We start from the raw sequence: 15,641 nt of genomic DNA on the forward strand, positions 1-15,641 counted from the left end.
AGTGAGGTGTCGCAACTGCGGGTACTTGCCTTTAGCCGTTAGCGGCTTGTCGGCTTTGATCGTCATGCTGCGTGATGCTGCCGTCCTCATCCACAGTGATGCGGGCCCCGGTTTCAATCTGGCCCAGCCCCTTGCAGGCGACCAGCATCAGGATGTGTTTTTCGCGGGCGACAATGGCCATGTGGCTCAGCCAGCCGCCAACCTCGCTCAGCACCGCGCCAGAGCGTTGCACATAGGGCAGCCAGGCTGGGTTGATCATGCGACAGACGAGAATATCGCCGTCCTGAAACCCGTCAAAACTGGCGGGGTCGGTGCTGGATTCATCCGCCAGCCAAAAGGCGCGCCCCGTCACGTGGCCGTTGCCGGCAACGCAGGTGCCACCCAGGGTGCCGATCTCCTGCTCGAGCTGCGCGCCGAGCGACAGCAGCTCACACGCCCGCAGGGTCAGCTGAATCTGTGTCGGTGCTGCGGGTTTGCGCATATTTTCATGGAACTTTCTGTTCTGTGCCTGCAGATGCAGGGCCTCTGGTGTGATCCAGTTCCCCTGCTGGATTTCATCCAGTGTCAGGTAGAAGATCAGATCGCCCAGCCCTGATATCTGTCCCAGCGCCAGGAGCGCGCGGCGCAGTTCTGCCAGAATGCGTAGGGATTCGTGCTTGGCCTGCTCCTTGAGATCCTGCAGGCGCAGGGCTAGCGAGATGCTCTCTTTGAGGTGACTGGGCAACGCGGCGGGCAGGTTGGCAGATCTGGGGCCGGACGGCAGCTGGTTTTCGAGCAGCGGCCAGAGCAGGGCAGGGGCCTCGCTATAGCGCGGCGAACTCAGCTCATAGTCGAACATGGCGCGGTGCCCCATCAGGGCCATGGCCTGATCCCGGGCTGCGGCCCCGGTGCAAGACGCCAGCAAGGCCGAGGGTGCATGCGGTAGGTCTGCCTGCATCAGATGGGCGCGCAGCGCCGGATCACCCGCTGTGGCGGTGCTGGCCTCGCCCATGGTGAAGCCGGCCAGAATGTTGATTTTCTCGGCCTCGACATAGGCTTCACCAACAAAGAGATCCTGCAGAATCTGCAGGCTTTGTACCAGTTTTTGCGGTGTCAGGGCGCTGTAATCCACCGCTTTCCAGAGCTGCAGCCTATCGGCAAGATCGGACATCACCTCTGTGCGAAAGTGGGCGATCTGCGGTTCTGCCTGACGCCGCAGCTGCTTTGCATTGCCGGCACTGAGCCTGAGCGTCATTTTCTGCTTCAGCGTCGCATCGACATAGGTTTTGCCAAAGAGGTTGACCAGATGGCCATCGCCGCCTTCGGGCAGGCCATAGGGTATGCCCAGGGCGCGGCAGGCCAGATCGACGCTGCCACCGGGGGCCCAGAGACGGGTCATCAGCGAAAAGGACAGCGGCGTCGGGCGCGGCAGGACTTCGGACATTTCGTCCTGTTCCAGGATCACTTGCTCCGGGTTGGCACTGCCAAAGCGGTCCAGCAGGGCGCGCCATTCGGTCAGGCGGATCTGTTCGGCCTTTGGCCCCAGCGCCAGAGTGGTGATATCGCGGCTTTGTACGATGTGGAATTTCCCATCGACATAGGCCCATTCCACATCTTGTGGGCAGCCAAATATACGCTCGATTTCTTGCCCCAGCGCCAGCAGTGGTGCCATGTCTAGCGTGTCGTCTTGATCTGGAACTGCCGCAAGACCCGTGTAACGGCCAAAGCGCAGTGAGACGGGCGTTACACGGCCCGATACCAGATCGTCACCGCAGCCGCGTACCCATTCCACCATGGTCATGCCAGGGGCGGTCGGATCCTGGGTGAACAGCACCCCGGCATAGTCGGCCTGAACCATCTGCTGAACCAGAATATTGGCCGCATTCTCGCCGTTTGCTGCCTGGTCATAGCTGGCGGCACGATCCGAGGAAAAGCTGACAATCACCCGGTCTAGTGCGCGGCGCAATGTCTGGGCGGTGACATCCAGCTCGGATTCATAAACACCGGCAAAGCTCTGATCGGCGCCATCTTCGTTGCTGGCGCTGCTGCGCACGGCGCAGGGCTTTGCCCCCACCAGATGCCAGATCTTTTCGACAAATGCGTCCTTCTGACTGCGGTTCATCCGCTGATAGGCGGCAATGGCCTCGTGACGCAGGACAACGCCCGCCGGCACCGGCAAACCGGCATTTTGCAAGAGTGACAGGCGCAGTGCCTTGTTGCCAGCGGTGGCCAGCTCTTCGCTGTAGCCTAAGGGGACCACCCCGGCAGGCAGCCTGGCAAGGCGCGCCTGATGCGCTTTGCGTGCAATGCCATGAAGCAGCTGCTGGTGCAGCCCGGTCACATAGGCGCGTTGCAGCAACAACAGGCTGAGGCTGAAGCACAGATAGGCATTGGCGGCAGCGCTGAGACCAAAGACCATGGCAAAGAGTACCGGCACGCCGATCAGCAGCCAAAGCTTGATCTGACGCGCGGTCTTGGCAACGGCCCAGACCAGATAAATCGCGGCCAGAGCGCAAAACATGAGCGGCAACAGAAGCAGCGGATCCGGCTGTCCCAGATCAGGGATCCAGAGCAGGCTGATCGGCACGAGGCCGCTGGCCTTCCCGGCTGCCGAAACCCCCAGCATCATCACGGGTAAGAACAGAAGCGCGCTGAGATTGCGCAGCGGCGTCAGTCCCTTTGTTGCATAAAAGGCCTGAATGGCCCGGGCCCGGCGCACCGGATCATCGGCCAGGTCAGTCTTCAGGCGTGCCAGCTCTTGGGCGCTGTCCTGCGTGGTGATCTGGTCACGTTCTGATTTCAGGGCAACGGGCAGGATCAGGATGCGGGTCAACAATGACAGGGCAAACAGCCCCACCAACAAATGGCTGCGTTTATGGCTCCAGATCAAGGCCTGCGCCAGCAGTGAAATCGTTTTTTGCCAATAGGTCGATTGCTGATCGGCCAGCCAGGCCTGCACATGTGGCTTGGGGGTGGGGGCGATGAAATACTCCCAGGGCAGGGTATAACGCCCGCGATAATCTATTCCTTGCTGGCTCAGCTCGAGGCCAAGTACCTGCCCCATAAAACAGCTGCGCCGATCATAGCAGGCAGCCAGGGTTGGCTTGTCTTGCAGTTGCGCGATCTTTTGGCGCAGCTCATTCGTGGGCAGGGCACGGATTGGGATGTTGATGGCACCGGGCAGATGGCCGCTGGCGAAATCGCCGGGGTAGCGGGTGTCGACGATCTGCAGATCGTCGGTTTCTATCAGTGTGGTGAAATCTGCAGTGCTGAGCAGGGTGTCCTTGTTTGGATAGTCCGGAATGGCGCGCAGATCGGCCAGGGTTTCAACCGAGGCATCGCTGAAGGGGCGGCCCTCGACGATCCATTTTTCGATGCCGCCGGCGATGAAACTGCAATCGATGCCAAGCTTGGCTAATTGGGCGCAGGTTTCAGAGCTGCGGTTGCCATTGTGGCAAAAGACGACCGCTTTTTGTCCGGGCTGCAGCGGGCGCGACTGGAGAAAATCCGGGAAGCGAATATGCGCGGCGCCGGGCAGGGTCCCCATGGCGTTCTCGCCGCTTTCGCGGATGTCAAAAAAGACAGTGTCGCCCGCCATCAGCAGCGCCGCGGCCTCTTGGGTGGAGATGGCCAGCGGATTGTCTGTTTGCTTGGAAAAGCTGGTCTCTTTAAGGGTGTCATCCTTGATTTTGGTGCCGTCAAACTGCGCCGGGCGTACCAAGGTGGCCTGCAAACGCGCCAGATCGGCGTTTTTCCGCGCAGTATATTGCCAGTAGTTTGCGGCTCCAAACAGGGTCACCAGCGCCACCAAGGCCAGGATCAGCCGCACCGGATAGCGGGCCGCCTGACCTTTGCCTTTTGCTTTGAAACCCAGCTTGGTGGCAACCACAGCCCCAAGCCCGGACATCATCGCGAGCGCAACGGCAAAGACCTGCGACAGGGATGAAACTGATCCAATCACCAGTTCTGGCGAGGGAATTGCCTGCACTTCATAGGGGAGGAGGACCAGGGCAGCACAGAGGCCAAGCCCGAAAAATAAGCCGGGTTTGGCCGATGAGGTCGGGATATAGCTGGGGAGTTTCACTGCAAGTCCTGTCGCCTATTAAGAGAATCTTCAGAATTGTAACAGTTTGGTAAAAATTATCTTAAGATCGTGCAGTATTGCCTGTTTGTCGTCCAGGGGCTGATTTTTTCTCCAATTTTCTATATCAAGGGCGTAAATGTTAACCTTGCAGTTTGCATCGCAGGGTAGAGTGCAGGGTGACCAAATGGGGTCTGGTATTGCGAAATTGGCCAGGAGGCATCGGTGATGCGGCACGCAGACGAGTTCAAACGTCCGATCACCTTGCGCGTGTGGGGCGCCTGTCTTGATATGCATCTGCGCGTTTGGGCGCTTGTGCTTTTGCTTGCTGCTGGCCCTCTGGCGGCTGCGCCGACCATGGCGCGTGAAGATATTACTCTGACCTTCGGAACCTATGCTGCCGACAAGCCCACCGAAACGGTCCGCCAGTATCATCCGTTTTTGTCGTTTCTGGCGGACCGCCTGACAGAGCGCCTGGGCAAAACCGTTACCATCAAGATGGTAATAGCCAAAGAATATGAGGAGGGTATTCGCCAACTGACCGCGGGCGAAGTGGATTTTGCCCGTTTTGGTCCGGCGTCCTATGTCATTGCCAAGTCGATAAACCCGCTGATCCAAATTGTGGCGATGGAATCGAAAGGGGGCCAAAAGCGGTTCAAGGGGGTGATCGTTGTTCATCGCGACAGCCCGATACGCTCGCTGGAAGATCTCTCAGGTCAGAGCTTTGCCTTTGGGGATGAGCTGTCGACCATCGGCCGCTATCTGGCCCAGGCCGAACTGTTAGAGGCAGGTATCAGTAGTGCTGATCTGAAAAATTTTGACTATCTCGGTCGACACGATCTGGTTGGCGTTGCAGTGGGGGCGGGAAAATATTCCGCTGGGGCACTGAAAGAAAGTACCTTCAAAACCCTGGTGGCCAATGGGGTCGAAATCCGGGTTCTGGCATCGTTTGACAATGTCACCAAACCCTGGCTGGCCTCGGCAGATCTGGCCCCTTCGATATTGCAGGCCATGCGTGATGTTATGTTCGCGTCGCAGAACGAAGAAATCGTGCGACGCATTTCCAAGAATGGTTTCTTGGTCGGCGAAGATGCGGATTACGATTTGATCCGCAGTGCCATCGACCGAAGCCGTCGATTTTAGACCGTGAAGCGGAAAGAGATGAAACGCACAGGCATCCTGTTTCAAATTGTCCTTTCGCTGTCTTTGGCTGCTGTTCTGGTGGCCTTGGCGGTCGGCAGCGTGGTGCGGCAATATGAGGGGGAGCGCCTGCGCGAACAGCAGCTCAAGCAAGCGGGGCTGACCGTTTCTCTATTGAGCGGGCTGATGCTGGAATCCATCATTGTTGAGGATATTCCGGTCCTTGAGACCGGATTGCACGAGACCTTGGCACGCACCCGGAGTATCCTGTCGATCCAGATCCTGAACAGTGCGGACAGGTTGATTGCCTCTGCCGGGCACGATCAACAGGGGGGGCAGGAGGGTTTTGTCACCTATGAACAACCCGTCGAGATGGAAGGCGTTCAGTTTGGCACCATGATGGTGCAGTGGTCGGTGCAAGATGGTTTGGCGCTGGTCGAACAGAAGGTCCACTATACGATCAAATGGACGATCCTGGCCATTGGTGTACTGACGCTGCTGGTCTTGCTCTTGGTGACCCTGCTGGCGTTGCAGCCGCTCAAGATCATTCACCAGCGCATGTCTGGCGCAATTTCCGGGACACTGCGCCAGGCCGATATACCCGCCAAGGTCCTGCCCTGGTATGCTTCACGGGAATTTTGGGCGCTCAATCATTCGGTCGAGGTGCTGGAAGATACCTTTGCGGAAAGGGACGAGCGCGAGATAGCGCTTGAACAGGCCTGTGAAACGGCGGCGATTGCCAGTCAGGCGAAATCTGATTTCCTTGCCAATATGAGCCATGAAATCCGTACACCGATGAATGGTGTGATCGGCATGGCCGAATTGATGCTGGAAACCGATCTTGATGATGATCAGTTGGTCTACGCAGACACCATTGCAAAATCCGGTTCGGCACTTTTGACTATCATCAATGATATTCTCAACTTTTCCAAGATTGAGGCGGGCAAGATCGAGCTGGAGCGCCGCCCCTTTAACCTGCTGACGAGCGTTGAAGATATCGTCACCCTGTTGGCCCCCAAGGCCAACCTCAATGGCGTCGAAATTGTTTTGCGTTATGATCCCGATCTGCCGGAATTCTATGAAGGTGACGTCGGGCGGCTGCGCCAAGTGATGACCAATGTCATTGGCAATGCGGTGAAATTCACCACTTCGGGCCATGTCTATATTGATGTGACTGGAACAAAACTTGGCCGCCCAGGAGAACGCGAATTGTCCATTTCCGTGACGGATACCGGAATTGGCATTCCCAAAGATCGGGTTGATGCGGTGTTCAATGCCTTTGAACAGGTGGATGGCGGTGCCACGCGCAATTTTGAAGGCACTGGACTGGGGCTGGCTATCTCGTCCCGTTTGCTGGCGCTTATGCACGGGCGGATTTCAGTCCAGTCCGAGCTTGGTGTTGGCTCCGTCTTTACGGTGCAACTGTCGCTGCCCCTTGGCAATGGTGTCACGGAACCTGCCGAGAAGTCTCTGTCTTTACATGGCATGACCGGGATGGTCGTTGATGGGCTTGCCGTCAGTGGCACGGCTCTGGCCGAACGGCTGCGCAGCTGGGGCGGTCAGGCTTTTGTGGCTGACACTGCGCCAGAGGCACTGGAGGTCTTGTCGGATCTGCAACTTGCCCAGCAACAATTGGATTTCATCATTCTGGATGACCAGATGCCAGAGCAGGAAGGGCATAAGCTGGTACAGCGCATTCGCGCCATTGCCGATTACCGGGACGTGCCAATTGTCATGCTGTTGTCCATCGATCAAGCAGTGGCACAGAGTGCGCGTGACGGTGGGCAAAGCTGTCAATTCGTACTGAAGCCGGTGCGCGTGGCACAGCTGAAACAGGTGCTGCGCCGGGTGCTCCACTTAGAGGCGCCCCAGGTGATACCTGCCACGCCACAATTCGCCGTGCCCGGCCCGCAGCGCCGCATCAAGGTGCTGGTGGCCGAAGACAATCGGACCAATCGCCTGGTGGTAACCAAGATGCTTAAAGGGGCGGATTTTGATATCATCCTAGCTGTGAATGGCGTCGAATCCGTTGCATTGTATGAAGAGCACCACCCCGACATCGTGTTGATGGATATGATGATGCCTGTGATGGATGGCATCGAAGCGACGATGAAGATCCGCGAGATGGAGGTCGCGCAGCAGATCCGGCCTTGCCGTATCATCGCCTTGACGGCAAATGCGCTGGACTCCCACCGGGAAAAATGCCTGACCGCCGGGATGGATGATTTCCTGAGCAAGCCCCTGCGCAAAAAGGCACTGCTTGCGGCGATCAACAATTGGGTCGCCACGCCCACGGCGCAGATCTCGCGTGCCGATGCGGGCTAGGCCTAATGCCGCGGGCGTGGCCCTTTCATCAGTAATTGCTGCCGGATCATGTCGCCCAGGCTGGTCAGCGCAAAGAAGCCCGCCGCCACGCAGACAATTGTCGGTCCGGTTGGGGTATCAAGCAGAAATGACAGTTGCAGCCCCGCCAAGGCCGAGAGCATGCCAATGATCGCTGCTGCAAAGGCCATACGTTCAGGGGTGGCGGCAAAGGGGCGGGCAGCAGCAGCAGGGATCAGCAGCAGGGCTGAAATCAGCAAAACTCCAACCACCTTGATGGCGACGGCAACGACCAAAGCCAGCGCGATGGTCAGCACCAGTTGTTCGCGCTTGGGGTTTAGACCTGCGGCATAGGCCAAATCAGAGCTAAGTGTCGCGGTCAACAGCGCCGACCAGCGGGCCCAAAGCAGCAAGAGCACCAGGGCCGCCCCGCCCCAGATCACCATGAGATCGATGCGGCTGACCGCAAGAATATCGCCAAACAGATAGGCCATTAGATCAATGCGAATGCCCTGCAGGAACGAGACTGCAACCAGACCAAAGGCCAGCGAGGAATGGGCCAGAACGCCCAAAAGGGTATCCATGGCAAAACCCCGCCCGCTGAGGCTGGAAACGGCAGTCGCCATGAGCAACGATACGATCAGCACCCCGGCAAAGACCGGCGCCTGAAATCCCAGCGCCAAGGCGACACCCAGGATAGAGGCATGGGCCGTGGCATCGCCAAAATAGGCCATGCGCCGCCAGACGACAAAACAGCCCAAGGGCGCCGCCGCGACGGCGACTCCGGTTCCGGCCAGGGCGGCACGCAGCAGAAAACTGTCAAAGAGGCTGATCATTGGCGGGTCTCACTCGCGGCGGCGGGGCGGGTCTGGTCTACGGTGTCCTGGCCATGGTCATGGCCGCAACTGTGGTCGTGCCGGTGGTTATGTTCATGTCGGTAGAGTGCCAGCGCCCCTTGGGTGCCCGTGCCAAAAAGGGCGCGGTATTCCGGGGCCGAGGCCACTTGTTCGGGTTCGCCCTCGCAGCAGATATGCCCGTTGAGACAAATCACCCGGTCCGAGGTGGCCATGACCACATGCAATTCGTGGCTGACCATCAGAATAGCGCAGCCCAGGGTTTCGCGCAGGGTTTCGATCTGTTGGTAAAACCCAGCTGACCCCGGCTGATCCAGCCCTTGGGTGGCCTCATCAAGGATCAAAAGCTGTGGCGCGCAGAGCAGCGCCCGCGCCAGCAGAACCCGCTGGAATTGGCCGCCCGATAGGTCGACCATCTGGCGGCTGGCCAATTGCCCGGCGCCGGCCTGTTCCAGGGCTGTGGCGGCCTGCTGGTCACTGATCCGCTGTGGCAGGCTGAGAAAGCGGCGCACCGTCATCGGCAGGGTCGGGTCGATATGCAGTTTTTGCGGTACATAGCCAATGCGCAGGCCGGGGCTGCGCTTGATCTGGCCCTGATCTGGGTGCTGCGCACCGATAATACTGCGCAGTAGTGTCGATTTCCCCGAGCCATTTGGCCCGACGATGGTCACGATTTCGCCGGCAGAAATGGCAAAGCTCACATTGGATAGGACGGTATTGCCACCAAAGCGCACCGATAGGTTCTGCAGCGAAATCAGCGGCATTCCGCGGTGGCCTCCTGGCACTTGGGGCACAGGCCTTCGGCCTCGACCACGGTGCGCTCGATCTGAAAACCGGCCTCTTTTGCAGCCTGGCCCAGCTGGCCCTTGGTGGGAATGGTTTGGGCTTCGGCGACGGCGGTGCACAGGCGGCAGATCATAAAGACCGGGGCGTGGATTTCGCCGGGATGGGTGCAGGCAATAAAGGCGTTCAAACGCTCGATCTTATGGGCGAAGCCATTCTTGACCAGAAAATCGAGCGCGCGATAGGCCACGGGCGGCTGTGATCCCAGCCCTTCTTCGCGCAGCCGGTCGAGGATTTCATAGGCACCCAGGGCGCGGTGTTCCTGCAGCAGAATTTCCAGCACGCGTTTGCGCACCGGGGTGAACTGCAGCCCCTGCGCCTTGCACTGGGCATCAACGGTCGCGATGCAGCTGGCAATGCAGCTGCTGTGATCATGGGTTTCAAACCCGATGGTTTCCATGGTCGTGCTCTCCGGTGCGCTGATCTGGGCCAAGGTTGGCGAACTTGGCTCTTGATATGTTATGATATGACGTTTATCAAGCCGTGAGATGTTATAAGATTACATGAGAGAACCGATGATAAAACTCAGCCTGACCACAGCCGTTTCCCTTCTTGGGTTTGCCAGCACCAGCTGGGCAGAGGCACCTCGGGTCGCAACGGATATTGCGCCGGTTCATGGCTTGGTTGCGCGTGTGATGCAGGACATCTCTACGCCTGATCTGGTGGTGCCTGCGGGTGCCTCGCCGCACAATCATTCCATGCGCCCCTCCGAGGCGATGGCGCTGGCGCAGGCAGACCTGGTGTTCTGGATGGGCGAGCCCCTGACACCCTGGTTGCAGGGCGCCATCACGGAGCTGGCCGGCCAGGCGCGGGTTGTCGAATTGCTGGAGCACGAGGCCACGATGGTGCTTCCTTTCCGCGAAGGCGTTGGTTTTGAACCGCATTCCCACGATCACGCAGGCGCGCCGAGTGATGATCACGGGCATGACCATGATCACGACACCCACGCTGACCATGGCGACCATGATCATGCAGAAGATCATGGGGAACATGACCATGACCATGAGCATGAACACGCAGAGGACCATTCCAAGGATCATTCAGACGCCGACCACGCCGACCACGCGGGGCATGATCATTCCGGCGCCGACCCGCATGCCTGGCTGTCGCCTGAAAATGCGCAGGCCTGGCTTGGGGTGATCGCAGGTGAACTTTCTGCCTTGGACCCGGACAATGCGGCGGTTTATGCAGCCAATGCCGCTGCCGGACAGGCAGAGATTCAGGCGGTGGCAGATCAGATTTCAGCCAATCTAACCGGCGGTGGGTTTGTCGTCTTTCACGATGCCTATCAGTATTTTGAGCAGGGCTTTGATATCCAGGCGGTTGGGGCGATTGCGCTGAGCGATGCCTCGGATCCCAGTCCGGCGCGGATTGCCGAAATTCAGCAGTTGGTAAAAGACCATGGCGTCACCTGTGTCTTTTCCGAGCCGCAGTTCAATCCGGATCTGGTGGCCACGGTGATGGAAGGCAGTGCTGCTAAAACCGTGGTGATTGATCCCTTGGGTACAGGGCTCCCATTGGGTGCTGAATTCTACCCGGCGCTTTTGCAGAAGCTTGGGGATGCCATGGCGGCCTGCCAGTAACCTTCCCGTTTCACGATGTATCACCAAAAGAAGGGTCAGAGATAGCTCTGACCCTTCTTTTGGGCTCTAGCCGATCCGGTCTTTGATAAGATGGGTCAGGGTGGCACCGGTTTCGTAGTATGCGCCGCGCAGCCCGGCAAAGGGGAGGCTGTGGTTGGTGCAGACGGGCAGGGGCAGGGCGGTTTCATCGCCGCTAAGCAGGGCCTTGGCTACCTGTTGGCCAAACAATGTCCCCGGCCCGATGCCGCGCCCGGAATAGCCAAAGCAGACATAGCCATCCGTCAGCTTCTGGATTTTGGGCAGGTGTTCCGAGGTCATGGCAATGCGCCCGAACCACAGGCTTTCCAGCGGGGTGCCTGCCAGCGCCGGAAACAGTGCGGCCAGTTTTCGGATGAGCCAGCTGTGGTGGATTTTGCTGCCAAAATGGTCCAGCGCCCCCATGGCGCCAATCACCAGCCGCCCCTGTTGGTCCATCCGCCAGGATGACATCACCAGGGCAGAATCCCAGCAGCCTTCTTGTCCGGGCAGGATCTGGCTGCGTATTGCAGGCGGCAGTGGCGCGGTGGCACCCTGGAAATAATTCACGTGTACGATGCTCGGTGCCTGGTAGCCGGCGATGGGCAGGGCATAGCCATTTGTCGCCATCAGCAGGTGTTTGGCCTGAATGCGCCCCTTGGGGGTGGTGACCAGCCACTCGGCCTTGCCCCGGCTCAGCGCGGTGGCGGGGCTGTGGTCGTATAGCTGCGCCCCGGCGTCCTGGGCCGCACGGGCCAGACCACGTGCATAGGCCAGCGGCTGGATGGTGCCCGCGCGGGGATCAAACAGGGCGCCATGCACCTGCTGCGAGCCGACGCGCGCCTGGGCCTCGGCCTTGTCCAGTAGTTGAACTGGCGCACCGATGGCCTGCAGTTGTTCTGCCCGGCGCTGGAGGTCCGCCATCCCGCTGGGGGCGTGGGCGCAGTGCAGGGTGCCGTTGCGGACAGGTTCACAGGCGATATCGTGGTGCTCGATCAGGCCGTAGACGAGATCGGGGGCCATGGCCAGGGCCTGTGATAGCTGCGCCCCGGTTTTAGGGCCGATACGCGCGTTGATATCTTCCGGGGGCAGCCAGAGCCCGGCATTGGCCAATCCGACATTGCGCCCAGATCCGCCATGGCCAAATGTTTCGGCCTCGATCAGGCAGACCGTGGCCCCCATTTCGCGCGCCTTGAGCGCCGCTGAACACCCGGTATAGCCGCCGCCAATAATCGCCAGGTCTGCGCTTACCTCCCCGGTCAGGACCGAGGAGGAAGGGTTTTCCCGGCAGGTATTTTGCCAGAGACTCGAGGGGGACTCAGATGTCAAATTTAATGCCCTGTGCAAGCGGTAATTCCCGCGAGTAATTCACGGTATTGGTCTGGCGGCGCATATAGCCTTTCCAGGCGTCAGAGCCGCTTTCCCGGCCACCGCCAGTTTCTTTTTCGCCGCCAAAGGCGCCACCGATTTCAGCGCCAGATGGGCCGATGTTGACATTGGCGATACCGCAATCCGATCCCGCTGCCGAGAGGAAAAATTCGCATTCGCGCAGATCGGTCGAAAAGATACAGGAGCTAAGCCCTTGAGGCACGGCATTTTGCAGCGTGATGGCCTGATCGAGATTGTCGTATTTCACCACATAGAGAATTGGCGCAAAGGTTTCCGTATGCATGATGGCGCTCTGCGCTGGCATCTCGACGATGGCCGGGTGGGCATAGGCGGCACCTGGATGGCTGTCGCTCAGGGCCTGTCCGCCGCCATGTACCTTGCCGCCTTCGATCTTGGCTTGGGCCAGGGCATCGTTCATCGCCGCGAGCGCCGCGCTGTCAATCAGCGGCCCAACCAAAGAACCTTCCGCCAGCGGGTCGCCAATCGGCAGGCCGGCGTAGGCCTTGATCAGGCGCGGGATCAGCGCGTCATAGACATCGGCATGCACGATCAGGCGGCGCAGGCTGGTGCAGCGCTGGCCTGCTGTTCCCACCGCTGAAAACACGATGGCGCGCAGGGCCATTTCCAGATCGGCAGAGGGGGCCACGATCATCGCATTGTTCCCGCCCAGTTCCAGAATTGTACGGCCCAGACGTTGCGACATGTCGTTGGCGACGGATTTGCCCATGGGGACCGAACCTGTGGCGGAAATGATCGCCACATCCGGCGATGCGGTCAGGGCCTCGCCAAGGTCACGTTCGCCAATCAGGGTCTGGATAAGGCCTTCGGGCGCATCGTCGCCAAATTCTGCCGTCACTTGGTCGCAGATCTTTTGTACCGCCAGCGCAGTGAGCGGGGTCTTTTCCGAGGGTTTCCAAATCACGGGGTCACCGCAAACCAGCGCCAGTGCTGCATTCCAGGCCCAGGGGGCAACCGGGAAGTTGAAGGCGGTGATCACGCCACAGGTGCCCATCGGGTGCCAGCTCTCGCGCATCGCGTGGCCGGGGCGTTCCGAGGCGATGGTCAGACCATAGAGCTGACGCGACAGGCCCACCGCAAAATCGCAGATGTCGATCATCTCCTGCACTTCGCCCAGACCTTCCTGGTAGATCTTGCCGCATTCCAGTGTCACCAGTCGGCCCAGATTTTCCTTTTCCCGGCGCAGGGCCTCACCCAGCAGGCGCACCAGCTCGCCGCGCCGTGGGGCGGGGACCATCCGCCAGGATTTGAACGCCGCTTTCGCATGTGCAATCTGCGCCTCGGCCTCGGCCAGGCTGTGCGGTGTGAGCCGGGCAATCTCGCTGCCATCCACCGGGGTGGTGACGCTGAGGCTGCCGCCGGTCAGGCTGTCGGTGCTGAAGCCAGCAGCGGCGAGGATCTGGGAATGTGGCATTGGGCTGTCCTTTCAAGGAAATGTTGCACCCATGAGCATTGCGCGGGGTTTCGGGCTGGAGCCTTTGGGCGTTTTCCGATAAATCACACGGAGATCGCCAAATTGCACATGAAACTAAATCCTAAAGGTATGAGGTCAAATCATATGATTGCGCCGCGCCGCTTCTTGCCGTCGATATCCTCTCTGCTGGCACTGGAGGCGGTTGACCGGCTGGGCAGTGCCTCAGCGGCGGCAGAGGACCTGAACCTGACCCAGAGCGCGATCAGTCGTCAGCTCAAGCAGTTGGAACAGCAGATGGAGGTTGATCTGATCGACCGGGATCAAATGCGGATGCAGCTGACGCCGGGTGGGGTGAATTATGCGCGCGAAGCCCGCGATATCTTGTCCCGACTGGCCCAGGCTTCGGTCAAGCTGCGGGCGAATCCAACGGGGGGAAGCCTGAATCTGTCGATCCTGGCCTCATTCGGGCTGCATTGGCTGGCGCCGCGGCTGAAGGATTTTGTCGGTCAGCATCCGGGCATTACCGTGAACCTGCAGACCCATAACCTGCCGTTCAGTTTTGACACCAGCACCGCGCAGGCGGCGATCCACTATGGCAGCCGTGATTGGCCGGGGGTGGGGTACATGCCCTTGATGCCCAAACATGTGCTGCCGGTCTGCGCCCCGGACCTGCTGACAGCACCGCTTGCGGCGGTGGCGGATCTGCTGGAATACCCTTTGTTGCATCTGGCAACCCACCCCGACAGTTGGGAACAATGGTTTGCCCATCATGATGTCGCGGCACCGCGCTTGCAGGGGATGTTGTTTGACCAATCCTCGGCCATGACCCAGGCGGCAGTACATGGGCTGGGCATTGCCTTGCTGCCGACGTTCCTGGCCGAAAGCGAAATCGCCGAAGGCAGGCTTTGTCTCGCCATTGACGGCCCGGCGGTGACATTGGGAGAGTATTTTCTGGTCTGGCCCCGCGACCGGGTGGATGATGACCCGTTGATTCAGTTCCGCAGCTGGCTGCAGGGCCAGATCCCACCGCAGGAGGCCTGACATGCGCTTGCCCAGTCTTACCCATTTGCGCTGCTTTGACAGTGCCGCCCGCCATCAAAGTTTCACCGCCGCTGGTGAAGAAATCGGCCTGACGCAAAGCGCCATCAGCAAGAAGGTCAAAGAGCTGGAGGTCGATCTTGGCTTTGCCCTGTTTCAAAGGGTCGGGCGCGGGGTGGTCTTGACCCCGGCGGGGGCCGGTCTGGCTGCGGATCTGGCGCAGAACCTTGGTGCGCTGCGCAATACCGTGCAAAAGGCGGTGGCGGCGGGGGGAGGGCGCAGCGCGCTGCGGATTGCTGTCTTGCCGACCTTTGCGAATCGCTGGCTGATCCCCCGGTTGCCAGACTTTTTTGCCCGCCACCCCGAGATAGAGCTGAACCTGTCGACACGGTTGCAACCCTTTGATTTTGCGCGTGACTCCTTTGATTTGGCGATCCACTATGGGCGCGACAACTGGCCCGGTGCCCGCATGGTGGCCCTATTTGGTGAGCAGATGGTGCCGGTTGCCGCGCCGCAGCTCTATGCCGATCACGCATTGGATGATCGCGCCAGTCTGCCGCTGGTGCCGCTGGTGCATCTGGACAGCCGCAGTGGTGCCTGGGGCGATTGGTTCCGCGAGGCCGAAGTGGACGGGCAGCCCCGTCAGGATGGGCGTTATTTTGATCAGTATTCGATGGTCATTGGTGCGGCCGTGGCTGGGCTGGGGGCGGCGATTGTCCCCTTTGACATGATCGCCCAAGAGCTGGAGGCAGGGACACTGAAACAGCTTCCAGGCCCTGGCTTACGCTCTAACAAGCAGTATTATCTGGTGCGCCCGCATGGCGGGGCAGCAGAGCCGGTGCAGCAATTCGAGGCCTGGATTACCCGGCAGTTGCGCCAGCACCCAGTCGGGTCGTAACGCGGATCCTGCGGTGGCGAAAAACCGGCCAAGATAAGCAGTGCCTTACCCAGTCGGTTTTGGAATG

At 59.8% G+C, this 15,641-nt stretch carries 11 protein-coding genes; 5 read left to right on the plus strand and 6 right to left on the minus strand.

Annotated elements, in window-relative coordinates:
* Positions 1 to 31: 31 nt before the first annotated feature.
* Positions 32 to 3,889, minus strand: a complete 3,858-nt coding sequence (locus tag ACN0VH_RS16785; protein ID WP_417701526.1) for a PEP/pyruvate-binding domain-containing protein — start codon at positions 3,887 to 3,889, stop codon at positions 32 to 34.
* 462 nt (positions 3,890 to 4,351) lie between these two features.
* On the opposite strand from ACN0VH_RS16785, the gene ACN0VH_RS16790 reads away from it, so the two are divergent.
* Both ACN0VH_RS16790 and ACN0VH_RS16795 read left to right on the plus strand, forming a co-directional pair.
* Positions 4,352 to 5,203, plus strand: coding sequence for a PhnD/SsuA/transferrin family substrate-binding protein (locus tag ACN0VH_RS16790; protein ID WP_417701528.1), 852 nt, complete (start codon positions 4,352 to 4,354; stop codon positions 5,201 to 5,203).
* 18 nt (positions 5,204 to 5,221) lie between these two features.
* Positions 5,222 to 7,525, plus strand: coding sequence for a hybrid sensor histidine kinase/response regulator (locus ACN0VH_RS16795; RefSeq protein ID WP_417701412.1), 2,304 nt, complete (start codon positions 5,222 to 5,224; stop codon positions 7,523 to 7,525).
* A gap of 2 nt (positions 7,526 to 7,527) precedes the next feature.
* Here the strand turns inward: ACN0VH_RS16795 and ACN0VH_RS16800 are convergent, their stop codons facing one another.
* The 3 genes from ACN0VH_RS16800 to ACN0VH_RS16810 are packed head-to-tail and all read right to left on the minus strand — an operon-like array spanning position 7,528 to position 9,619.
* A complete protein-coding gene (locus ACN0VH_RS16800) occupies positions 7,528 to 8,358 on the minus strand; it encodes a metal ABC transporter permease (RefSeq protein ID WP_417701414.1) in 831 nt (276 codons plus the stop codon).
* Positions 8,355 to 9,140 (minus strand): zinc ABC transporter ATP-binding protein ZnuC, encoded by a 786-nt coding sequence (znuC, locus tag ACN0VH_RS16805; protein WP_417701416.1) that lies wholly within the window; start codon positions 9,138 to 9,140, stop codon positions 8,355 to 8,357. The genes ACN0VH_RS16800 and znuC overlap by 4 nt, the downstream gene beginning before the upstream one ends.
* Entirely contained in the window at positions 9,131 to 9,619 is a 489-nt protein-coding gene (locus ACN0VH_RS16810; RefSeq protein WP_278923849.1) for a transcriptional repressor, read from the minus strand. Before ACN0VH_RS16810 ends, znuC begins: the two co-directional genes overlap by 10 nt.
* Positions 9,620 to 9,734: 115 nt before the next feature.
* On the opposite strand from ACN0VH_RS16810, the gene ACN0VH_RS16815 reads away from it, so the two are divergent.
* Entirely contained in the window at positions 9,735 to 10,802 is a 1,068-nt protein-coding gene (locus tag ACN0VH_RS16815; RefSeq protein ID WP_278923797.1) for a zinc ABC transporter substrate-binding protein, read from the plus strand.
* A 66-nt stretch (positions 10,803 to 10,868) separates the two neighbouring features.
* On the opposite strand, the gene ACN0VH_RS16820 is transcribed toward ACN0VH_RS16815, so the two are convergent.
* Complete coding sequence (locus ACN0VH_RS16820) at positions 10,869 to 12,146, minus strand: NAD(P)/FAD-dependent oxidoreductase (RefSeq protein WP_417701419.1); 1,278 nt, start codon at positions 12,144 to 12,146, stop codon at positions 10,869 to 10,871.
* Complete coding sequence (gene amaB, locus ACN0VH_RS16825) at positions 12,136 to 13,638, minus strand: L-piperidine-6-carboxylate dehydrogenase (protein ID WP_417701421.1); 1,503 nt, start codon at positions 13,636 to 13,638, stop codon at positions 12,136 to 12,138. The genes ACN0VH_RS16820 and amaB overlap by 11 nt, the downstream gene beginning before the upstream one ends.
* Before the next feature lie 144 nt (positions 13,639 to 13,782).
* Here amaB and ACN0VH_RS16830 point away from each other — a divergent pair, with 144 nt between their 5' ends.
* On the plus strand, positions 13,783 to 14,679 hold the full coding sequence (locus tag ACN0VH_RS16830; protein WP_278923794.1) for a LysR substrate-binding domain-containing protein: 897 nt from the start codon (positions 13,783 to 13,785) through the stop codon (positions 14,677 to 14,679).
* A 1-nt stretch (position 14,680) separates the two neighbouring features.
* Positions 14,681 to 15,574: a LysR substrate-binding domain-containing protein gene (locus tag ACN0VH_RS16835; protein WP_417701423.1), complete on the plus strand. Its 894-nt coding sequence runs from the start codon at positions 14,681 to 14,683 to the stop codon at positions 15,572 to 15,574.
* Positions 15,575 to 15,641: the final 67 nt, after the last annotated feature.

Origin of the sequence: Pseudophaeobacter sp. (assembly GCF_048267565.1) — a bacterium.
In the GTDB taxonomy this organism is placed as follows: Bacteria; Pseudomonadota; Alphaproteobacteria; order Rhodobacterales; family Rhodobacteraceae; genus Pseudophaeobacter; species Pseudophaeobacter profundi.